The sequence below is a fragment of the Luteolibacter luteus genome, assembly GCF_012913485.1.
Classification (GTDB): domain Bacteria; phylum Verrucomicrobiota; class Verrucomicrobiia; order Verrucomicrobiales; family Akkermansiaceae; genus Haloferula; species Haloferula lutea.
Genome location: NZ_CP051774.1, coordinates 2,550,505 through 2,572,915, shown reverse-complemented (window position 1 = coordinate 2,572,915; position 22,411 = coordinate 2,550,505). Strand labels below are relative to the sequence as shown.

Sequence of the window (22,411 nt, the reverse complement as noted above, 5' to 3'; positions counted from 1 at the left end):
GGAGAATGGGGCGGAAGCCCCTCCGCGGCAAATGGTGTTTCGTGCCGAAGCCTGCGTGCTTCTACCGGTTCGCCAGACGCGCCAGCTCGTGGGTGATATTCTGCCGGGCCCGCTCCTCGCGGGGCAGGAAGCCAATGGTTCGGTAGATCGGCCCTGAAAGAAAGTGGGCCATCACTTTTGCCCGTCCTTCTCGGAAGGCTTCATCCGCCACGTGCCGATACTCCAAGCGGATTGCCCGCGCGTAAGCTTCATACTCTTCCGCCCCGGCGCTCAGGATGGCGAGGTCGATGTCCACCATCAGCGCTGCCTCCGGGCTGTCTTCGGGAGCCTGCCGGAAATCGGTGGCCTGGATCAGCCGGGAAATCCTTTCCCCCGCGGAACGATCGATCCATCCCGTCGTCTTCTCCAGAAACCAGCGGATGCTCGCGGTCTCGTTGTCGTTTCGGGTCGGATCGTAGATCACATCGTGGAACCAGATCGCTCCTTCGAGCAAAGCGTGGTTGCGTGCATGCAGATCAAGCTCCGCCAGGGAAGATGCGATGTGGCCGAGATGATGGTAAAAACGATGGGGCTCTTCGTGGCGCTCGAAAAGTTCATCCGCGAGTGATGCCGCCGCCCCGATCCCCGCTCCTTGCTCCTGGCACCACGAGATGAGGCGCTTCTGCATGTAGTTGCTCAGGATCGTATCGGGTCTCGCGATCACGCCTCAGCCTAGCTCCACCCGGCACCTCTGCCGAATGATTTCCCTGGTCTTCAAGGGACCTCCACGATCTGCACGCCGCTGGTGCCCGTCAGACCGCCGCCGAGATTTCCCTCCCACTCCAAGGTGAAATCCTTCGCCGTCTGCCCGCGGAAGACCACGTGATTTCCTCCCGCTGCCGTCTCCACCGTGGTGCCGACGGACTCGATGAATTTCCCATCGTGCCAGCCAAGCTTGTAGTGCCGTGTTTCGGTCCGGCCGCTGGACTGCAGCGTCACCTTGCCGGATCCGCCATTGTCGTCGGCATTCAGGTAGACGTGCACGTCATAGCGCGGATAACGGACGCCCTTCGCCTCGAGTTTTCCGCCGCTCTGGATGTAGCCGCGCTGCATCGTGAGATTGCCACTGCTGAACCCCCACTCGCGGCCTGTCTTGCTGCGCGATGCCTGATCGGGTCCAGGGACCTCCCATGAGACTGACACCCCCTCTGCCGCCTTGCCCGCGGAATCCTTGAGGGTGGTAGCTTTGCCGCTCGCTCCCGCGAGGTTGTTCCACCAAGTCTGCGAAACACCCGCAGCTCCCGCCGTGTCATCGGCAGCAAGCTCGGTGCCTGCGTTTCCCGCGACCGAGAAATTCAACCCGATTCCCCTCGTCTTGATCTCGGGCTCGCTCCCTGGCGGCCGCAGGACGTAGTCCGGGATCTCCTCCTTCGCGTAAACCCGCACGTAATCCACATACATGTCGGTGCCTTCCCCGTAGCGTGCGAGATCGATCGGCCAGCCACTGATGCCTCCGATCGCGTAGTTGATCAGAAAGCAGTGCGGATACTTTTTCGAGATCTCGTTCGTCGGATGGCGGAAGACCTCGATGTCATCGAAGTAATACACCGTGTCCTCCAGTCCGATCGAGACCGCGTAGGTGTGGAAAGTACTAGACCAATAGGACTTTCCGCCCAAGTCCATCATCCGCACCACCGTGTTCGGGTGCGGTTTGTCTTTTCCATCCGCGTCCTTCTGCCCCCACGGATGCGTCACGATCGAATAGCCGGGATGATTCGGGTGCCCCGTGCCATTGCCGCCGTAAGCCTCCACGATATCGAGCTCATCGCCATTCGAACCTTGGTCGAGATGGGTGATCGTCCAGAAGGCCGGCCAGGTTCCCGGTGCCGACTGCGCGGTGAAGCGGCACTCCAGGTAAGCCGGAGCCTTCGCCCACACGCCCTTTCCGTCCATGTTCACGGAGGATATGATGCCGCTGCGCCCCTTTGGCGAAGCCTCATCCTTGCGGGCCGCGATCTTCAGCCAGGTGCCCGTTTGGGCGAACGGCTTGCCATCGCCCAGCACATCCGAAAAGCCCCAGCCGCTGAAGTCCCCGTAGCGAGGCTTGTGCGCCGCGTAACGTGCGCCACGGCCATCATTTGAAATCGAGAGCGGTCCGTCGAAATCGTCGGCAAAGATCCGCTTCAGTCCTTTCGCTCCCGGGGGATCCTTTTGTGGAATCCCTTGGTTCCACTTCACTCCGCCGAGATTGAAGAGCTGCAGCTCGTAGATGTCTTTCTTGCCCTCCTTGCTCTCAGCGAAGATGCGGACATTGACGGGGCCATTCGGGAAGCGCTCCGCCGGGAAGACGAATGATCCATCGCCGGATTCATCAAGCGTGATCCCGCCCGGTGTGAGGTCTTCATCGTGACCCCAGGCATCCGGCCTCTCCTTCGTAGGCTGCTGCCAGCATAGCGCCTTCGCGGCAACCATGCCCTTGGCATGGAATTTCACCGTCACCTCTCCCTTCACCTCGGAGCGCGGGGCAGGGGAAGAGACGGAAATCGCCTGGATCCACTCCGCTCCGCCTCGATCCTGGCCGTTGTTGAATTCCAGGTAGACCTTTTTCTCGTCGGCGGTCGAGGCGTGCAGGCCGAGCAGGGCGACGAACAGGAGTAGCCGAGGGAGAGCTTTCATAGGTGCGTGGAGCCGCGACCGGACGACTACGATGGCGGCGGGAATCGTCTTTCCCCGCAGTCTGGACGCCGGATCGTATCGAGAGTATCGGGTGGCTACCTGTTCCATGATTGGAAAGATCTACCGGTGGGGCCACGGGAAAGTCGCGGGCCTTTCGAAGCTCGAAGACCGGCCCAAGGCGATTGCCCTCGGCATCGCCAGCGGTGTCTTCTTCGGCTTCATTCCTCTGGTCGGATTCAAGACCCTGCTCGCCATCGGCACCGCGAAGCTGGCACGGGGAAACATGATTGCAGCCGCCGTTGCCGTTACTTTGCACGATGTCCTGCTGCCTCTCGCCCCTTTTGTCCTCCGGTGGGAATATCAGCTAGGCTACTGGCTCATGAGCCATCCTCACCACCTTCCGCCGAATCTTCATGCGGTCCATCACGGACCCATGATGTGGTTCCATTGGGCCACGCTCTTCACCGTCGGGTTGCCGCTCCTCATCGGCTCCATTGTGATCGCGATCCCCTTCACCCTGGGCTCTTATTTCCTCGCGCTCTGGCTGCTGGAAAGATCCTCCGCCGCACGTCTGGCTGTCTCGGCCCGGGAAGGAGGCGGGTTCAGGGATCCTTCACCTCCCACATCTTCCGGATCATCTCATAGCCTTCGGGATCGTAGGCCTTCAGCCCCGCCCGATCCTCCGGAGGATAGTTGATCCGGGAAAAGTAGCAGGTGCTCAGTTCCGCGAAATATTCCAGGCCATTGGTGATCGCATACGCAGCATCAATCATCGCTCCGGACTCGCAGTCCTTCACTTGCCGGTACAGGCCCTTCAGCACCGCGTTTTTCCATGCTCCCTCGATATCCGGCTGATCCTGCGGCCACCGGCTCGCATGGTAGCTGTGGGCCATCTCGTGCAGTGGCGCTTTCATCGCCCAAAGGTCGCTCAGGTCGGCATAATTCCTTGCGGAATAGATGATCATCGCATGGTTCCATTTCGGATCCAGCGAGCGGACGTATTCCGGCTGCTTGTCGGCGATGTACTCCAGACCGCTGTCGAATCCTCCGCCCGGTGCCGCCTTCCCTTGCATGATGAAGAGCCTCGTCGACTTGATGGCTCCATGGGAGTGGGCGGGGAGCATCCCCAGGATCCGGTCCAAATTCGTGGCCAATCTCTTCGACGCCTTTTCTGCCGCCGCGGCATCTGTCTCCAGCAGCGATTGCTCGATCGATATCATCCACTGCCCGCAGGTCACTTCTTCGTATTTCCTCTCCGGAATCGCGAAATTCACACGCGGCCCGCCGATCTCCACCCGATAGCTTTTCTCTTCGGCATAGTGAAATTCGAGCCCGTTCCCTGCCGGGTCGGTGACCACGAAAGCGGCTCCGGCCGTGGCATTCATTCCCGAGATTTTTCCCGGCTGGAGCAGTTCCCCCGCTCCCGGCCTTGAATCGCGTTTCCCTTCATCGTCCAGCCAATAGATCCGCACCGGATCCGCCGTGTTGTTGACGAAGGAAATAGAGGAAGGCTTTCCGCCTGGCCGTGACTTCGCTCCCTGGATCTCCTCCGGATGTTTCCGGAAGGCCTCCCTTGTAGCCGGCGCGGGGTCTTGTCCGAATCCCGGAGCGGCCGGCAGCGCGAGCCACAGGCTCACCACGGCAACAAGGGGGATTCTTCCGATGTGTTGGGAGATCGTGGCCGTCATCAGTTCCGGATCGCGACACCTATCAAAAGCGTCGGCATCGCGCCATCCAAAGGAGCCGGCCGTGCTGGGGCTCACCTTCAGGCAAAGAAAGAGCGCGCTCCCCTTCCGGAGAGCGCGCCTTGCAAGATCGAAGTCTTCTTACAACGTCGTCGCTTTAGGGGGTCACGATCACTCGCAGGAAGCCCTTGCCGCTGGTTCCGTTGGAAGCGTTCAGGCTGAAGGTCTTCCAAGTGTAGCCGGAAGGCAGCGTAACGCCGGAGGGCGGCACGGCCGTCGGCACCACGTCCACGGTTTCGTTGAAGGCGTTCAGGTCGAGGCTGCCTTCGACGCGGTAGCCGTAGGCCGGATCGTCAGAAGCGGCGCTCTTCGAGGTGGTCCCGTTGAAGCTGCCCGTCCCGCTGCGGACCGCGATGGTCAGCAGCAGCTCCTTGTTCGTGTCGCCATCGGAGTCGCTATCGGCCACGATCGAGTAGATCTTGGCATTGTCCGTGGGGTCGCCCGGGTTGCCGCCCAAGGCGAATTCGACTTGGTTGCTGAAGCCGTCGTTGTCGGGATCGTCGCTTGGACCACGCTCGCCAGCCGGGATCGACGGGTAATTGGTAATCCAGGAGTCGAAGGCCGAACCGCCACCGGAGACGGTGAGCACCAGGTTGTTCCCGTCCACGGTGACGCTGCCGCTGAGGCCGGTCAGGTTGACGACGGTGTCGGTGAGGATGCCCCCGGTTTGGCCGGTGATGCCGTTGGTCGTGCTTACCAGGGTGTAGACGCCCGGTGCAGGAGTGGTGGCAGCGCTGAGGTCGAGGATGTCACCCACCGCGTTGAGATCCAGCGATGCTACCGAGCGGGTGACTTGGGCTCCCGGGTTGGCAGCCACCGCCAGCGCATGATGAGCGCCGGTGGCGATGGTCAGCGAACCGCCGAAGCTACCGTTGCCGCCGAGGGTCGCGCCGGTCGCGACGCTGACCGCGCCGGTGGCGGCGGAGGAATCCCCGGTGGCGATCAGGGTGCCTGCATTCACCGCGGTGAGGCCGGTGTAGGTGTTTGTACCGCTGACGGTCCAGGTTCCGGCACCGTTCTTGGTGAGGCTGGCGACGGCGGTTGGGCTCAGATCCAGCAGTTTGCCACTGAAGGTATTCGCCCCGGTGGAATCCCCCGCAAGGACGACGCCGCGCGAGGTTTGTCCGGCTGCGATGGTGATGTCGCCCGTAAGGGTCAGCGAGCCGCTGTCGGATTGGATGACCGAGCCGCCGCCGCCCACGGTCAGGGCGATGTTGCCTTGGATCACGTTGTTGCCGCCGAGGCTGCCGATCGCGTAGGGCACCGTGGCACCGCTGGTGCCGTCGTTGCTGGTAACGAAGCTAACCGAGGAAGGCAGGGTGATACCGCCCTGCAACTGGACCCCCGAGTGGCGATTGACGGCGGTCACCACGCTCGTGCCGAGCGCGTTGCTGTTTTGCAGGTTCAGGATCGTGGGGTTGCCTGCGCCGCCGTTGATATTGACCGGGCCGCCGGCGGTGTTGGTGCCGGTGATGACCAACGAGCCGCCGCCCAAGGTAGTTGCACCGCTGAAGCTGTTATTACCGGTGAGGGTCAGTGTGCCGGTGCCCGGCTTGTTGATGCCAAGTGCTCCCGATCCGCCGTTGGACAGCGTGCCGTCGAAGGTGTTCGAGCCGACCACGTTGACGAAGAGCCAGCGTTCGAAGTTACCGCCATTCGTGATGGTTCCCGTGCCCGCCAGGCTGGCCACCGTGAGGTCGCCCGTGGTGTTGGCATCGGGCGCTCCCGTGCGGTTGATCTGGAGCGTGCCCGCGGCCACGTTGAGAGGGCCGTTCACCACGCTGGAACCGCCACCCGCGCCGGTGCTGGTGAGAGCCAGCGTGCCCGCGCCCTGCTTGGTGAATCCTTGGTTGGTGGCGGTCTTCAGCTCGCCCACGGCGAGGACCTTGGCCGCGACCGTGACGGTCCGGTCCCCGGTCCCGGCGGTCGTGACGGTTCCCGTCCCCATGTCGAGGTCGTTGCTGCCGGTGAAGCTGAAGTCGCTGTTCCAAGTGTGGGTACCGGTGCTGGTGAATGCAACGGGCGCGCCGCTGGTGTTATCCAGTGTTCCGCCGTTGATGACCACCGGGCCGGAGCCCAAGGCAGTGGAGGTGTTCAGATTGAGCGTGCCTGCATTGAGCGTCGTCCCGCCACCGTAGAAATTGGTGGTATTGAACGTTACGCTGCCCGAACCGCCCTTCGTGACGGTGCCGCTGGCGATACCGAAGCTCCCGATGCTCTCGAAGGTGTAGTTGACCACGGAGTTGTTGAAGACCGTCGTCGTTGGGAGCACATCGCCGTCATCGATCTGCACGGTCTGGTTGCTTCCCGGGGTGTCGTTGAACACGACATCGTCACCGTCGATGAAGTCCGTCGCCGCGTTGTTCGAAGTCTGCTTCCAGTTCTTCGCGCCAGGGATCGTGTTGAACGTCCATTGGTTGTTCTGGAGGCCCGTCCAATACACCGAGGTGCCGATGACTTCGAGAGCGACGTTGTTTCCATTGATCACCAGATCCCCGAAGGACTGGCGGGCGCCGAGGGCAGGACCGTTGACCACCGCGTAGTCGAAGTCGTTGATGTCCGCGGCAGGAAGCGAGGTGAAGCTGATCAGGTTGTTCAACCCGTTGGCCCAAGGGCCGGTCCGGGTGATATCGATCAGGATGCCGTTATCGGCACCCGAGGTGGAAAGGGTTCCAACCGTAAGGCCGGGACCCGCATTGGAGCTAGGCAGGCTCAGCGTGGCGGCTCCGGCGAAGTTGAGCGTGCCGATGGTGAGCGGCGCGGCACCATTGCCTACGGTGGCCGAAGGGGAATCCGCCACGTTGACCGTGCCCACCGTGCCGGAGCCTTCGAAGGCGCCTTGGATCAGGTTGATCGTGGGGGTCAAGGCGACGCTGCCCATGTGCGAGAACCTCGCGTCGGGTCCGTCAATCGTGATGCCGGTGCTGGTGTTGATTGCGCCCTGGCCTTCAAGCTTGAGGATGCCGCCATTGATGAGCGTGGCACCGTCGTAAGCGTTCGTGCCGGTAAGCACCATGGTGCCAGCACCGGTTTTGGTGAGGCCGCCGTTCGAAATGACACCGGAGATGATCGCGTCGGGATCGATGGTGGTGCTGGCCACGTCGATGACCCGCGTGCCGCCGCCCAGGCTCACGGGCCCGGAGAAGTTCATCTGGTTGTTGAAACCGGTGATGCCGATGGTGAAGTCACCCGCGAAGGTCGCAGCATTGGCCAGCGTGCGCGCGGCGAGGCGAGGCACGATCACGCCGCCATTGACGGTCAGCGGGCCGCTTCCAAGAGCCGCGTTGTTCCCGATATGCAGCGCGCCCGCGTTCAGGGTGGTGCCGCCGGTGTAGGTGTTGGTGCCATCGAACCGCAGGCCGCCGCTTCCGGATTTGATGATGCTGTTCGCGGTGGTGCCGTCGGCGATCACACCCGTGGTTGTCAGAACAGCTGCTCCATTGGTGGTGATGGTCCGGCTGCTGCCGGTGGCTGTGCCGAGGGTGACGGCCCCTCCGCCCAAGCCCAGGTCGTTCGCGTTGGTGCTTTCAGACGTGCTGAAGTTGAAATCACCGTTCCAGCTCTGCGTCGTGTTGGTCAGCGTCAGGGCCGCGCCACTGGTATTGTCGAGCGTGCCCGCATTGATCGTGAATGCCGCGTTGCCGAGCGCATTCACCCCGCCGACGTTCAGCGCGCCGGTACCGTCCTTGATCACATTGATGGTGCCCGTGCCGGTCCGGACCAAGCTGGTATTCACGTTCCAGTTTCCGGAGCCGGTCAGGGTCAAGGCGTGCGTCGCTCCACCACCGGCACCGAAGCCGACATCGGAAAGGAATGTGACCGCGTTTGACGAGTTGTTCGCCCAAGTATGGTTGAGCAGGGCACCGGAGCCCAGCGTCAGGAAGTCCGTTCCTGCCGTGCCGCCGAAAGTCAGGGCACCCGCCCCGCTAGCGACGGTGAGGTTCTGGATGCGCAAGCCAGCGGTGCCGCTGGTTTCGTTGATGGTAAGAGGGCTCGTCTGGGTGCCCAGGATGTTGAGGAAGATCCCGTTCCCTGCAGCCAACCCGGCTCCGGTGCCGGCGGCCGTGTAGTTCAGGGAAAGATCGCCGGGGACGCTGCCATCCCATTGCGCGGTGTCACCGGGGGCGGCGCCGGTGGGCACCACATCGCCACTCCAGTTGGCGGCGATGTCCATGTTGTTGGTGGGGGTTCCTCCACCGTCCCAAGTCCGGGTGGCTTGGGCGTAGCTCGCGCCGGAAAGAGCGCCGAGGGTGAGGAGGGCAAGTCGGGATGTAAACGTACCCTTAATGGGTTTTTGTTTCATGAGTGGGCAGGGTTTGGGTTAGAGGCCCGCATGAAAATCTGTCTGACAGAAATTACAAGTTCCTTTCCCGTCTAGGAATTCGCCGCCTCGCCCACACTTGCCGGTGGAGTTGAAAGCGTTCATTTGAACGCTGGTAAGATGCCTTTTGGGGATCCGCGGCGAGTCGACCGGCACGCCCCAACGCTGGCCTGGAGAGGGGTCGGCGCGGCCTCCGGATCGGCCGGATGCCCCAACAAAAAAAGCGCGCTCCCCTTGCGGAGAGCGCGCCTTGAAATAGCCGGATCTGATTAGAGTGCCTTGGCCGCAGCGACAACGTGGTCCTTGGTCATGCCAAGTTCCTTCATCACCGTGTTGCCCGGAGCGCTCAGGCCGAAGCGGTCGATGCCGAGCACCTTGCCGCCGAGGCCGACGTACTTCCACCACAAGCCGGAAACACCCGCCTCGATGGCGATGCGCTTCGTGCAGGCGGCTGGCAACACGCTCTCCTGGTAATCGGCAGCCTGGCGGTCGAAGCGCTCGAAGCAGGGCACGGACACCACGCGCACACCTTCGCCGAGTTCATCGGCCGCGGCGATCGCGTGCTGCAGTTCGGAGCCGCTGCCCATGAGGATCAGCTTCAGCTCGCCCTTTTCCTTTTTCGCGATGTAGGCGCCCTTCAGCACGCCTTCGCGGCGCTCGTCTGCGGAGAGTTCGTTCATCAGCGGCACCGCCTGACGGGTCAGGCTCAGCAGCGTCGGGCCATCGGTGCGCAGCAGGGAAGCCACGAAGGCACCGGCGGTTTCCTCGGCATCGGCCGGGCGGATCACATCGAGATTCGGGATCACGCGCAGGCCGCTGACGGTTTCCACCGGCTGGTGGGTCGGACCGTCTTCGCCGACACCCACGGAGTCGTGTGTGAAGATGTAGGTGACCGGCAGCTTGGAAAGCGCGGCGAGGCGGATCGAGGGGCGGACGTAGTCGGCGAAGACCAGGAAGGTCGCACCGCTCGCGCGGAACAGGCCGTCATAGGCGATGCCGTTGCAGATGGCACCCATCGCGTGCTCGCGGATGCCGAACCAGATGTTGCGACCGCCCGGATTCTTCGCCGAGAAATCGCCGCCGTCCTTGATGTAGTTCTTCGTGGAGCCGTAGAGGTCGGCGGATCCGGTGATGAACTGCGGCACAGCCTTGGCCACCGCCTGGATCACCACGCCACCGGCACCGCGGGTCGCATCCTTGTAGTCCGCGGCGAAGGCCGGGATCTTCGCGGAGAGATCGCTCGGCACGCCGGCGGTCAGCTCGGCAGCCAGCTCCGGATTGGCAGCAGCCCAGGCATTGTAGGTGGCCTGCCATGCATCGTAGGTCTTCTTCGACTCTTCCTTCACTCCGGCGAAGTGCGCATACACGTCGGCGGAAACGTAGAAGTGCTCGTCGGCCGGAAGGCCCAGGCCCGCGCGGGCTTCATCGATGAACTTCGCGCCACCTTCACCGTGGGCGGCGGCGGTGCCGGCCACCTGCGGGATGCCCTTGCCGATCACCGTCTTTGCGATGATCACCTTCGGGCGGCCGTTCTTGTCGGCCTTGGCCTTGCTGATCGCAGCGGTGATCGCGGCGAAGTCGTGGCCATCGATGGTCACGGCATCCCACTGCTGCGACTTGAAGTAGCCCTCGGCATCTTCGCCCTGGGTCTTCTCCGCCATCGCGTCCAGCGTGACATCGTTGGAGTCATAGATCAGCACCAGGTTGTCCAGGCCCACATGACCGGCGAAGGCAATCGCCTCCTTGGCCACGCCTTCCTGAAGGCAGCCGTCACCCAGCAGGGCGAAAACGTGCTGGTCGAAAATCACGTGCTCCGCGGTGTTGAATTTCGCGGCGGCGCGTTTTGCGGAAAGGGCATAGCCCACCGCATTGCCCACGCCTTGGCCCAGCGGGCCGGTCGTGGCTTCCACGCCCACTGTTTCAAAGGACTCCGGGTGACCCGGGGTGTGCGAGCCGAGTTGGCGGAAGCGCTTCAGTTCATCCAGCGGCAGCGCATAACCGGAAAGATGCAGCCAGCTGTAGAGGAACATCGAGCCGTGGCCGGCGGAAAGGATGAAGCGGTCGCGGTTCAGCCACTTCGGAGCATCCGGGAAGTAGCGGAGTCCACCACCGCCAAAAAGGACGGCGCCGATTTCCGCGCAACCCAGCGGCAGGCCCAGGTGGCCGGAATTGCAGGCGTGGACGGCGTCCATGGCGAGGCCGCGTGCTTGGGTCGCGGCTTGTGAGAGGATGGCGGTATTCATTGAGCAATAGGGTCGCAAATTGTCGGACAGGGGCCGCAGGGTAGGGGCCCTCAAACCGCTGGCAAGCCGCAAGCGGGGCAGCATCGTTACGCTTCGTTCATAGTCCGGATTCGCCGCTCGCATTTTTCTTTCCGCTTTTTCCTTGCCAAGGGAGCGAGTGTCGTTAGTTTTCCGCCCGCCGCACGCGGCAACGATAGCAAGACCCGTTCGTCTAACGGTTAGGACTCCAGATTTTCATTCTGGCAATAGGGGTTCGATTCCCCTACGGGTTGCCATCCTTTCAAAAGAAAGCCGTTCCGAAAGGAACGGCTTTTTTGTTTCCGGCGGGCGACCTTCGCCCCGCGCTCTTTTGCCGCCCCGCCGGCAGCTGTGCTTCGGCATTCGACCTTTTTCTCCAAAAGCCCTTACATCCATCACGTGAGCAATTTCCAAGAACTCGGCATCCCCGCCGATCTCATCCAAGGTCTTGAGGAGCTCGGCATCCTCACGCCTACCGAAGTTCAGGCGAAGACCATCCCTTTCCTTATGGAAAACGGAGGTGATCTCGTCGCGCAGGCCCAGACCGGCACTGGAAAAACCGCCGCCTTCGGCCTGCCACTGCTCACGAAGATCGATCCGAAGCGCAAGGAGATCCAGGGGCTCGTCATCGCTCCCACCCGCGAGCTTGCGAAGCAAATCGGCAAGCAACTCTTCCGCTTCACCAAGCACTGCTCCGCGAAAACCTTCGTCGAAGTGGTCAGCGGTGGCGACAAGATCGACCGCCAGATCGCAGCGCTCCAGCGCCCGACGCATATCGTCGTCGCCACGCCGGGCCGCCTTGTCGAACTGGTGAACCAAAAGGCGCTCTCGCTCGATGCCGTGAAGCACCTCGTCCTCGATGAAGCGGACGAAATGCTCAGCATGGGCTTCAAGAAGGAGCTCTCGCTGATCCTCGGCTTCACCCGCCAGCGGCTCAGCACCTGGCTGTTCTCCGCCACCTTCCCGCAGTCCATCCAGCAGCTCGTCAAGGACTGCATGTCCGCCCACCCGCACTCGATCGCGGTCGACCGCAGGCACGTGGTGAATCGAGACATCGATCACCGCTTCGCCGTTTGCCCGCGTGATGAGAAAGCGGAGTTCATCGCCGGCTTCCTGAAACGCCGTGGCGAGGATCGCGGCCTCATCTTCTGCCGCACCAAGGCCGGTGCCATTACCCTCGGCAAGCTCCTGCAGAAGGAAGGCCTCCCTGTCGATGTTCTTCAGGGTGATCTCACCCAGCCCGAGCGCGACAAGGTGATGCGCTCCTTCAAGAAGGGCCGCTTCCGCGTGCTCATCGCCACGGATGTCGCCGCCCGCGGCATCGACGTCGACGCACTCGCTTTCGTGATCCACCACCAGCCGCCGGATCAGCTGGAGTACTATACTCATCGTAGCGGGCGCACTGCCCGCGCCGGGAAGAAGGGGATCTCGATCACCCTCATCGAGCCGCGCGAGCGTCCGAAGATCGCACGCATCGAAAACGAGCTCGGCGTCGATTTCAGCGAAATGCGCTAGTTTGGGGCACGCAGCGCCTCCACCTTGGAGGCGCCGCATTTTCTGACAGGTTCACAGCGCCACGCAGACCGCCTTCGTCTCCGTGTAGAGCTCCAGCGCTTCATGGCCCATCTCGCGGCCCCAGCCCGATTGCTTGTAGCCGCCAAAGGGCATCGAGGCGTCGAAGATGTTGTGGCAGTTCACCCATACCGTCCCCGCACGTAGTAGTGCTGCCGTCCGGTGCGCCTTGCTGATATCCCGGGTCCACACGCTCGCGGCCAGCCCGTAGGTCGAGTCATTCGCCTGCTGCACCACCTTCTCGATGTCATCGAAGGGCTCCGCGACAACGACCGGTCCGAAGATTTCCTCCCGCACGATCTTCATCTTCGGACTCGCCTCGGTGAAGACGGTTGGTGCCACGAAGTAACCGCGGTCGCCCACGCGCTTGCCCCCCGTGACGGCCTTCGCGCCCTCTTTCTTGCCGGATTCCAGATAGCCGGTCACGCGTTCCAGTTGTTCCTCGGAAACCAGCGGCCCCATCTCCGTATCCGGATCGACCCCCGGGCCCAGCTTGATCTTCTTTGCCCGGTCCGCGACGCCTTCGAGCACGCGTTCGTAGATGTCCTTCTGAATATAGAGCCGCGAGCCCGCGCAGCAGCATTGCCCGTGGTTGAAGAAGATCGCATTCGCCGCACCTTGGATCGCCGCATCCACGTCGGAGACATCCTTGAACACGATCGTGGGAGATTTACCGCCCAGCTCCAGGGTTACCTTCTTCAGGTTCCCTGCCGCGGCTTTTACGATGATCTTGCCGACCTCGGTCGAGCCGGTGAAGGCGATCTTGTCCACGCCATCGTGAGCCGCCAGCGCTGCCCCTGCGGTCTCACCATAGCCGGTCACCACGTTCAGCACACCTTCCGGCAGGCCTGCTTCCAAAGCTAGTTCCGCCAGACGGAGTGCGGAGAGCGGAGTTTGCTCCGCCGGCTTCAGCACGATCGTATTCCCCGTCGCCAAGGCCGGGCCCAGCTTCCACGCCGCCATCAGCAGCGGGAAATTCCAAGGGATCACCTGCCCCACCACGCCGATCGGCTCGCGCAGCGTGTAAGCATGGAACTTTGCGCCCGCCGCATAGGGCACGCTGATCGGGATCGTGTTGCCTTCCACCTTCGTCGCCCAGCCGGCCATGTAGTGGAAGAGATCGGCAGCCAGCGGCACGTCCGCTGCCTTTGCCACCGCCAGCGGCTTGCCGTTGTCGAGCGACTCGAGCTCTGCCAGCTCATCCAGATGCTCCAGGATCAGGTCGCCGATCTTCCAGATGATCCGTCCTCGCTCGGAGGTTGTCATCTTCCGCCATGGTCCGCGGTCGAAGGCCCGGCGCGCTGCAGCCACGGCGAGATTGATATCCTCGGCCTCTCCCTCGGCCACACGGGCCAGCACCTCGCCGGAGGATGGATCGAAACTGTCGAAGGTCTTTCCGTTGGCGGACTTCAGCCAGTCCCCTCCGATCAGCAGCTTCTTGGGCTTCGCGATGAACTCGCGTGTTTTCTTCGAGACCCGGCTGGCTGGAGCCTCCTTGGTTTTGAGTGACATGGTTTTGCGTCGTTGGTGTTCATCATCATCATCGTCTTCATGTGGAATCGGGAGACATCCCCATCAACCATTGCGGTACGCCGGATGCCCGCAAACTCCACCGGATTCTTTCCGGGCCTGAACGCCCATACGGAGAGTGGACTCACCCCTGCATCCCCAACAAACCCCTCAAGCTTTCCATCAACGCGGTCCCATCGCCATCCCGGCACGCGAATCCCATCTCCAGCACCGGAGCTTCACCTTCCAGCTCCACAAAGGACACGCCGTCTACCCGCAGGCACTGCCCGTGCGCCGCGGAGAAATGCACCCCGGCACCAGACGCGATCATTGCCATGCAGTTCTGCCCCTTCTTCTTGATCAGGACACGAGGGCGGAAGCCCGCCTTCGCGCAGTGGTGCATGATCTCATGATACATCGCCGGATTCTCCTCGCGCGCATGCACGATGAAAACATCCCTTGAAAACTCTCCCAACGCCACCGGCTCCGCGCTCCCTGCCAGGGGATGCGCCGCCGGCACCGCCATTCTCATCCGCATCCGGGAAAAAGGCAGCACTGCGATTCCCGGGCGCCGCACCGGCATCACCACGATCCCGGCATCCAGTTTCGCGGAGGCGATCCCATCGAGCTGGGCATCGGAGTTCATCTCGTGCAGCTCGATCTCCACCTCCGGATGAAGCTCCCGCAACCGCGCCACGATCTGGGGAAAGGACGTGCAGTAGGCCGCGGCCGTGCAGCCGATCTTGAAGCGCCGTCTCACTCCGGTCTCCCGCTTCAGCATCCGCGCCAGTTCATCCGCCCGCTCCAGCAGGCCGGTCGCCTCCCGATACAACAGCTCGCCCGCCTGGGTCAGGCTCACCTGACGCGTGCTTCGCTCGAAAAGCCGCGTCTCCAGTGTATCCTCCAGCGCCGCGATCATCCGGCTCAGCGGCGGCTGGGACATATGGAGACGTTCCGCTGCGCGACGGAAGTTCAGCTCCTCGGCCGTCGTCACGAAGGCCCGCAGGCTGCGGAGGTCATCGATCATTGATGCTGATCCGGTATCAATATTGTTCCCGCAAGGGAAATTCAAAATCCGCCTCCGCTGGCTCAGGCTCTCCGGCCCATGAGCACCACCGACCCCGTTTCCCCACCTTTGGTCTCCCGCCGCGATGTGTTGAACGGACTCGCCAGCATGGCCACGGTTTCCTCCCTCTACGCCGCCTCGCTGGAGGACGCGGATCCTGACGAAATCTTCGAACTCGTCATCATTGGCGGCGGCCCAGCCGGTTTGTCCGCAGCCATGGTCATGGCCCGCGCCCGTCGCCGCGTCCTGCTGATCGATGGCGGCACACCCCGAAATGCCGCAGCTCCGGCAGTGCATACTTTCCTCACCCGGGATGGCGTTCTTCCTTCTGACTTTCGGAAAATCGCCCGCGGCCAGCTCGCCCGCTACCCTTCCGTCGCCTTCCGCGAGGATCTGGTGGCTTCCATCACCGGTGAACCCGGCGCCTTCGAGGTTACCACCGCCTCCGGTGGTAGGATCCGTACCCGCTACGTCCTCCTGACCCTCGGCCTGGTCGACGAGCTACCCGCCATCCCGGGCCTCCGGGAAAACTGGGGCAGGGGAGTCCACCACTGCGCCTTCTGCGATGGCTACGAGCATCGCGACGAGCCATGGGGCTTGCTGGTGGAGGATCCTGCCGTGCTGGAGCACGTCCCTTTCTTCCTCGGCTGGACGGCGAATCTCACCATCTTCGCTTCCGGGCTTTCGCTCCCTCCGGAGGCGCTATCGGGCTTGGCGGGGAGGGGGATCAAGGTGGAGTCGCGGAAGATCCGCCAGCTACGCCCTGCCGGGAATCTTCACTCGCTGGAAGCCGCCCTGATGGAGGACGGTTCGGCGGTTCTACTCTCGGCCTTCTTTGTCCAGCCGAAGCAAAGCCAGACCCCGCTGGTTTCCGCCCTCGGTCTCACCCTCCGGGAGGACGGGGCAGTCCTTCGCGAGGAAACCGGCGAAACCAGCCGTCCCGGAATCTTCGCTGCTGGTGACCTCAGCGCCGGTCGCATGCAGCAGGCCCTGCTCGCCGCTGCGGATGGGGCTCGCGTGGCTTATTTCCTCGCCAAGCTTTCGGTCGAGGAATCGCTGGATCGGTAAGAAGGCCGCCCACAAAAAAGCGGACCCCCCTTCCGGGGATCCGCTTTTGGAAAAAATGCTGCGATTTTTAGGAGCAGCGCTGCCGGGATTACCAGCGGCGGCCACCACCACCACCGCCGCCACCGCGACGGTCATCGCTATAGCCACCACGACCACCGCCGCCGCCACCACCGCCTCCGCGGCGATCGCCACCGTAGCCGCCGCCACCACCACCGCCACGGCGATCACCACCGTAGCCGCCGCGGCCACCACCACCACCGCCGCCGCCACCGAAGGACGGACGGTCTTCACGTGGGCGGGCTTCGTTGACGGTCAGGTTACGACCACCGAAATCCTTGCCATCGAGACCGCGGATCGCGGCTTCCATGCCTTCCTTGGTCTCCATCGAGATGAAAGCGAAACCACGCGGGCGACCGGTTTCACGGTCCATCATCATGCTGACCTCAGCCACGGGGCCGAATTGACCGAAGGCTTCGCGCAGCTCGTCTTCGCTGGCGGAGAAGGGGAGATTCCCCACATACATCTTGTTACTCATTGCTAATCAGTGGCCCGAACTATCTCTGTCTCTTCTTCGACTGTTCCCGCGAACCGGGATTCAAATCACCACTGAATGCAATCCACTCATTTGATGACCCTCCATGCCTTGATTTGCCAGGGCGGCGAGCGCGATCGCACCATGAAGAAGAATCCTTAAGGAGCAAGCTCTGAATTTTTGAAGCAATCCTCCGTGAATCCACGCAATTTGCCACCAATTTGCGAAAAGAATCCGGACCCACCTTGCTGGGACATTGACCTAAGCCTCTAATGGTAGTATCCCTCCGCGCCCTTTTGGGGCATCCTTCTACATGAAATTGAGCATCCCTTTCGAGCGGGTGGACTGGATCAATACCGTCTTCCTCCTGATCATCTCCCTGCTCGCCGTGATCGCGGCTCCGATCTACCTGTGGAATCACGGCATGAATGGCTTCCTCGCCGGCATGTTCGCTTTCTACTGCATCGCGACCGGCATGAGCATCACGCTCGGCTACCATCGCTTGTTCTCGCACCTCTCTTTCAAGGCGAAGTGGCCCGTCCGGCTCTTCACCTTGGTCTTCGGTGCCTGTGCTTTTGAAAACTCGGCGCTGAACTGGGTTTCCGACCATCGCCGCCACCACAAGCACACCGACCACGACGACGATCCATACGATATCTCGAAGGGCTTCTTCTGGGCCCACATCGGCTGGATCCTTTTCAAGGTGCGCCCTGAGCCGCCGCTGGACAACGTGCAGGATCTCCGCAAGGACCCGCTCGTCATGTGGCAGCACCGCTGGGACAAGATGATCGCCCTCGTCGTGGGCCTGATTCTGCCTGCCGTCCTCGGCTACTTCTTCGCAGGTGGCTGGAATGGTGCCCTCGGCGGCTTCCTGATCGCCGGTGTGCTGCGCGTTTTCTGCGTCCAGCAGTGCACCTTCTTCATCAACTCGCTCTGCCACACCATCGGCCGCCAGCCCTATTCGACCCGCTGCAGCGCCCGTGACAGCTTCGTGATGTCGCTCTTCACCTTCGGCGAGGGCTACCACAATTATCACCACGAGTTCCAACACGACTACCGCAATGGCGTGAAGCCGTGGAACTTCGACCCCACCAAGTGGGCCATCTGGGTGCTTTCCAAGATCGGGATGGCCAGCGACCTGCGCCGCGTGCCGGACACCAAGGTGCTCCTTGCAGAGATGGCGGAAGCCCGCCGCCGTGCCGATGTCGAGCTGGCCCGCCTCCATGCCTCCGATCATCCGTGGCGTGACAAGGCCGTGGAGTCCATGAACTCTCTGATCGAACGCCTCAGCGCGAATTACCACGATCTGGAAAAGGCCATGGCCGACCGCGTGGACCTCTCCCGTAAGGCTCTCCGCAACTGGAGCCGCGAGACCAAGGAAATGCTCGATCACCTTTCCGCGATCCGCCGTGGTCGCTCGGTGCCTGCCTAAGCAGCGGCTCCGTCACCGTCTGATCTTCAAAAAGGCCACCCGGACCACCGGGTGGCCTTTTTCCTTGTAGCTCCATCCCATCGGCGGCTCTTGCCGGGAAAGCGGACCCTCTGGCCTGCAGATCGGTCCCTTCGTGCCCTCTTTGGATCCGTCGTTGGCCCCGAGACTTGGCGGCGCGTTCGGGGACATCGTTTACACCTCCATTCTCCCGCCTGTCCTCGGCTAAGAATAAAACCACCAGTGTGGGGGATCCTGCCTTTTCTTTCTCGTGCACTTTGCAATTCGCCTGATGGGCGTGTAGCATTATGCACGCCGCCCACCCCAACCATTGCCTCCTGCACCCTTCCGAACCGCCTGACTTTCAAAAGCTGGCATTTCGCATGAGCCCGCGGCATGGGGATTGTTAGGAGGATCTGCAAGCCAAGCGTCATGGACATCCTCATCGTAGACGACGAACAATCGATCCGCCTCACCACCTCTGTCGCCCTCGAAGCCGAGGGCCATTACGTCGAAACGGCGGAGGATGGGGACTCGGCGCTTCAGCGCCTCAAGGAAGAAGACTTCCAGTTGGTTTTCCTGGACCTGCGCTTGGGCGACGAAGACGGGCTCATGGTGATGCAGGAGATCCTGAAAAAGACTCCCCGCCAGCTCGTCACCATTTTCACGGCTCACGCCTCCGTCGCCACCGCCGTGAAGGCCACCCAGCTCGGGGCCTTCGACTACTTGGAGAAGCCCTTCACCCCGGACCAGCTTCGCGCCATCATCGCGAAGGCCCAAAAGGCTCTTCAGACCCAAGTGGAGGTCGTCCGCCTTCAGGAAACCGTTCAGGAGCTGAAAAGCGAGGTGAAGCACAACGCCCCGCCGCTCCAGTTCGACTCCGAGGACGAACGCACGCGCGTGGAGTTGGAGACTCTCTTCCGCGCCGCCGCTTCGCCTGCCTCCGTACTCATCCTCGGGGAAAGCGGCACCGGTAAGAGCGTGATTGCCCGCGAGGTCCACGACCGCAGCCATCTCCGCGACAAGCCTTTTGTCACCGTGAGCTGTCCGAGCCTTTCCAAGGAATTGCTGGAGAGCGTGCTCTTTGGCCACATGAAGGGCTCCTTCACCGGTGCGGTGAAGGACACTTGGGGAAAAGTTCATGCGGCCGATGGCGGCACCCTTTTCCTCGATGAGATCGGGGAGCTGCCGATGGAGATCCAGCCGAAGCTCCTCCGCCTCCTCCAGGAGCGCGAATACGAGCGCCTCGGCGAAAACAAGGTGCGTGAGAGCAATGTCCGCATCATCGCCGCGACCAACCGCGATCTTGCCGCCTGCGTCGCCGCCCGCACATTCCGTGAGGACCTCTTTTACCGCCTGAACGTCATCAGCGTCACGGTGCCGCCGCTGCGCGAGCGCCGCGGGGATCTGATCCGTTTCGCGAACGACTACCTCTCCTTCTTTAGCAAGCAAATGGGCCGGAAGATCGAGGGCTTCTCTGAAGCCGGTCGCCAGGCCCTTGTCCGCCACTCTTGGCCGGGAAATCTCCGCGAGCTCCGCAATGCGATCGAGCGCGCGGCCATCCTTGCCCGCGGTTCGAAGATCGAGGCCGAAGACTTGCCGATTCCCGTCGCCGCCGACGCCGCAGCGACGACCGGGGGCAACTCTACCGGACCCGTCATCGGAGGTGAATACAGCATCGACGACATCGAGCAAACCCACCTCCGCGAGGTCCTGCGTTGGGCGCCAACCCTGCAGGACGCCGCCGCCATCCTCGGCATCGACAAGGCAACCCTCTACCGCAAGCGCAAGCGTTTCGGAATGGACTGATCTCTCCCCGGCTAAATGCTACGGACCCGACTCTTTTTCGGACTGCTGACCCTCATTCTCCTCCTCTGGGGAGTGGGGGCTGCAGCCCTTTTGCTTGTACGGGACGCGAGCAAACGCTACGATACGCTCGTTCAGGAAAGCTATCCTGCCATCAAGCTCAGCCGTGGCTTCCGCACCATCACCACCGGGCTGAACGTTCACTACCTCCCGGCCCTGGCCAGCCCCCCCGGCACCCAGGTGCCGGATCGCTCGAAGTTTGATGCCGACAAGGAAGAACTCAAGGACCGGGTCAATGCCCTGCGCCTGCAAACCAGCAGTGATGGCGGTTGGGACGATCTGCAGGCAAGGCTGGACCAAGCGGTCGAAACCTACCTGCAAGGCTATGAGCGCTTCTTCGCCGAGAGCCTTTCGACCCAGGAGGATCGGTCGAAGCTCATGTCCTACATGAGCACCCAGACCCAGCGCATCACCGATCTCTCGGATAGCATCTTCGCCCTCGCGGATGCGAAGATGATGGGCAGCAGCGTGAAGTCCGGCGCGGAGTCGTCGAAGAATACCTTCTTCGTCCTCACCCTCGTTTTGCTCGGCACCGGCATCGCGATGTTCATCTACTTCCAGCTCGTCCGCCACATGGTCGATCCGGTCGTAGGCCTGCGCCGTTCGATCGAGGAGATCCGGAAAGGAAACTTCGAGCTCACCCTGCCGGAGCCGGGCGCGGACAGCGAATTTCGCTCCGTCGCCACCGCCTTCAATGACATGGCCGCCGAGCTGCGCGTGCGCCGCGGCGAGACCAATGAGCGCCTGCTGAAGACCAATCTGGTGAACCGCGCCATTCTGGAGGCGATTCCCTCGCCCGTCTTCGTGCTCGGGGATGACGGCCGCATCCTCCAGATCAATCCCGCCGCGGAGCGCCTCACGGAGAGCCTCGGCGTTGCCGGTCGCCTGCCGTCGAAAATCCAGCGCATCCTCAACGAGTCGAACGACCACGGCGAAAATCACCTGCCCGAAGACCCCCGCGAGGCCCTGCTCTTTCGTATCGAGGAGCGTGAGTTCTTCTACCTTCCCCGCATCTTCAGCTTTACCTCGGAGGACGGTGTCTACTCCGGTCGGGCCGTGCTTCTCCACAATGTCACCCGCATCCGCTGGCTGGATGACATGAAGACGAACCTCATCTCGACCGTCAGCCACGAGATCAAGACGCCCCTCACGGGCATTCGCATGGTCCTGCACCTGCTCTTGGAGGAGCGCTCCGGCGGGCTGACGGATGTGCAGAAGACCATGGTGTCCTCCGCCAATGACGATTGCGAGCGGCTCCTCGTCACCCTGAATACCCTCCTCGATCTCTCCCGCTCGGAGAGCGGCAGCACCCACCTCGAGCGCGTGCCCGTCGCCCTGCGCGACGCCATGCTCCGCGCCGAGCGCATCTTCGAACCGAGGGCCGCGGAAAAATCCGTGGAAATCGATGTCGAAGCCGCCGATGGGATGCCGGAAGTCAGCGCCGATCCGCTGCGCCTTGATGAAGTGCTGAACAATCTCGTCTCGAACGCCATCAAGCACAGCCCCACCGGTGGAAAGGTCACCCTCCGCGCCAGCCAGCCGGACGCCGAGCACATGCGCGTCACCGTCATCGACCAAGGCCCCGGCGTCCCGGAGGAAATGCAAAACCGCATCTTCGAGCGCTTCTTCCGCGCCCCCGGTCAGGATTCGGATGGCGTCGGCCTCGGCCTCTTCATTTGCCGCGAAATCATGAGAGCCCACGAAGGGCGCATCGGGCTGAAGGAAAGAGCCCACGATCAGACAGAATTCTTCATTGATGTTCCCATCGCCTGATAGCGGGGCCACCCAAGCCTCTGCTCGCTACAAGGTGCTCGTCGTTGACGATGAGCCCACCTTGCGGCTCGGCTTTTCGTACGCGCTTTCCGACCACGATACCGATACCGCGGCCAATGGCTCGGAAGCCCTCACCAAGCTGGATTCGGGCGATTATGACGTCGCCATTCTCGATCTCCGCATGCCGGACATCGATGGCCTCCGGGTGATCGAGACCCTCCGCCGCCACGGGAATTATCTCCCCGTCGTCCTCTGCAGCGCCGCGATCACCCCCTCCGCAGCCCTCCGCGCCATCACCGGCCAGGTGGTCGATTTCCTTCTCAAGCCCGTCCGCCCTGCTGAGCTGCGCGGCGTCGTTCGCCATATCATGGCCCCGGAGGAAGATCCCTTCGCAAGAGCCATGGCCCACGCCCGCGAGGGCCGGCATGAGCTCGCTATCCAAGACTTGGAGAGAATGGATCCCGGTCCGCGCGTCACCTCTTGGCTTGGCATCCTCCGCGCCATCCGCACCGGCAGCCTCGAAGCCGAGGCTGCTGCCTTCAGCCGCCTTGAGCGGGATGGCCTCTCCGCTCTCGCCTATCGCGTTCCCGAGTAGAGCGTCGCAGGGGTAGGGG

The 22,411-nt window shown here is 62.6% G+C and carries 15 protein-coding genes and 1 tRNA gene; 8 read left to right on the top strand and 8 right to left on the bottom strand.

Going from position 1 to position 22,411, the window contains the following annotated elements:
* Window positions 1-61: 61 nt before the first annotated feature.
* Both HHL09_RS10840 and HHL09_RS10835 read right to left on the bottom strand, forming a co-directional pair.
* Window positions 62-703, bottom strand: coding sequence for an HD domain-containing protein (locus HHL09_RS10840; protein ID WP_169454659.1), 642 nt, complete (start codon window positions 701-703; stop codon window positions 62-64).
* Window positions 704-753: 50 nt separating this feature from the next.
* A complete protein-coding gene (locus HHL09_RS10835) occupies window positions 754-2,655 on the bottom strand; it encodes a glycoside hydrolase family 16 protein (protein WP_169454658.1) in 1,902 nt (633 codons plus the stop codon).
* 106 nt (window positions 2,656-2,761) lie between these two features.
* Between HHL09_RS10835 and HHL09_RS10830 the strand changes: the two genes are divergently transcribed.
* A complete protein-coding gene (locus tag HHL09_RS10830) occupies window positions 2,762-3,352 on the top strand; it encodes a DUF2062 domain-containing protein (RefSeq protein WP_169454657.1) in 591 nt (196 codons plus the stop codon).
* On the opposite strand, the gene HHL09_RS10825 is transcribed toward HHL09_RS10830, so the two are convergent.
* From HHL09_RS10825 to tkt, 3 genes are all read right to left on the bottom strand, one after another.
* Entirely contained in the window at window positions 3,258-4,343 is a 1,086-nt protein-coding gene (locus HHL09_RS10825) for a hypothetical protein (protein ID WP_169454656.1), read from the bottom strand. The two genes, HHL09_RS10830 and HHL09_RS10825, sit on opposite strands and share 95 nt — an antisense overlap.
* A gap of 154 nt (window positions 4,344-4,497) precedes the next feature.
* A complete protein-coding gene (locus tag HHL09_RS10820; RefSeq protein ID WP_169454655.1) occupies window positions 4,498-8,703 on the bottom strand; it encodes a beta strand repeat-containing protein in 4,206 nt (1,401 codons plus the stop codon).
* Between the two features lie 287 nt (window positions 8,704-8,990).
* Window positions 8,991-10,964 carry a transketolase gene (gene tkt / locus HHL09_RS10815; RefSeq protein WP_169454654.1) on the bottom strand — a complete coding sequence of 658 codons (1,974 nt, stop codon included), beginning with the start codon at window positions 10,962-10,964 and terminating at the stop codon, window positions 8,991-8,993.
* A 200-nt stretch (window positions 10,965-11,164) separates the two neighbouring features.
* Here tkt and HHL09_RS10810 point away from each other — a divergent pair.
* Both HHL09_RS10810 and HHL09_RS10805 read left to right on the top strand, forming a co-directional pair.
* Window positions 11,165-11,239 (top strand) — tRNA-Glu (locus HHL09_RS10810).
* Between the two features lie 142 nt (window positions 11,240-11,381).
* Entirely contained in the window at window positions 11,382-12,497 is a 1,116-nt protein-coding gene (locus HHL09_RS10805; RefSeq protein WP_169454653.1) for a DEAD/DEAH box helicase, read from the top strand.
* A 51-nt stretch (window positions 12,498-12,548) separates the two neighbouring features.
* On the opposite strand, the gene HHL09_RS10800 is transcribed toward HHL09_RS10805, so the two are convergent.
* Complete coding sequence (locus tag HHL09_RS10800) at window positions 12,549-14,066, bottom strand: aldehyde dehydrogenase family protein (RefSeq protein ID WP_169454652.1); 1,518 nt, start codon at window positions 14,064-14,066, stop codon at window positions 12,549-12,551.
* Between the two features lie 142 nt (window positions 14,067-14,208).
* The gene (locus HHL09_RS10795; RefSeq protein WP_169454651.1) at window positions 14,209-15,090 is read right to left on the bottom strand and encodes a LysR family transcriptional regulator; all 882 of its coding nucleotides are present in this window, start codon (window positions 15,088-15,090) and stop codon (window positions 14,209-14,211) included.
* Between the two features lie 78 nt (window positions 15,091-15,168).
* Between HHL09_RS10795 and HHL09_RS10790 the strand changes: the two genes are divergently transcribed.
* Complete coding sequence (locus HHL09_RS10790; protein ID WP_169454650.1) at window positions 15,169-16,197, top strand: NAD(P)/FAD-dependent oxidoreductase; 1,029 nt, start codon at window positions 15,169-15,171, stop codon at window positions 16,195-16,197.
* Window positions 16,198-16,285: 88 nt separating this feature from the next.
* Here the strand turns inward: HHL09_RS10790 and HHL09_RS26660 are convergent, their stop codons facing one another.
* Window positions 16,286-16,732: an RNA recognition motif domain-containing protein gene (locus tag HHL09_RS26660; RefSeq protein ID WP_169454649.1), complete on the bottom strand. Its 447-nt coding sequence runs from the start codon at window positions 16,730-16,732 to the stop codon at window positions 16,286-16,288.
* Between the two features lie 310 nt (window positions 16,733-17,042).
* On the opposite strand from HHL09_RS26660, the gene HHL09_RS10780 reads away from it, so the two are divergent.
* The 4 genes from HHL09_RS10780 to HHL09_RS10765 all read left to right on the top strand — a co-directional run bounded on the left by HHL09_RS10780 (window position 17,043) and on the right by HHL09_RS10765 (window position 22,392).
* Window positions 17,043-18,161, top strand: coding sequence for an acyl-CoA desaturase (locus tag HHL09_RS10780; protein ID WP_169454648.1), 1,119 nt, complete (start codon window positions 17,043-17,045; stop codon window positions 18,159-18,161).
* A gap of 429 nt (window positions 18,162-18,590) precedes the next feature.
* Complete coding sequence (locus tag HHL09_RS10775; RefSeq protein WP_169454647.1) at window positions 18,591-19,967, top strand: sigma-54-dependent transcriptional regulator; 1,377 nt, start codon at window positions 18,591-18,593, stop codon at window positions 19,965-19,967.
* Window positions 19,968-19,982: 15 nt separating this feature from the next.
* A complete protein-coding gene (locus tag HHL09_RS10770; protein WP_169454646.1) occupies window positions 19,983-21,797 on the top strand; it encodes an ATP-binding protein in 1,815 nt (604 codons plus the stop codon).
* On the top strand, window positions 21,781-22,392 hold the full coding sequence (locus HHL09_RS10765; protein WP_169454645.1) for a response regulator: 612 nt from the start codon (window positions 21,781-21,783) through the stop codon (window positions 22,390-22,392). Before HHL09_RS10770 ends, HHL09_RS10765 begins: the two co-directional genes overlap by 17 nt.
* Window positions 22,393-22,411: the final 19 nt, after the last annotated feature.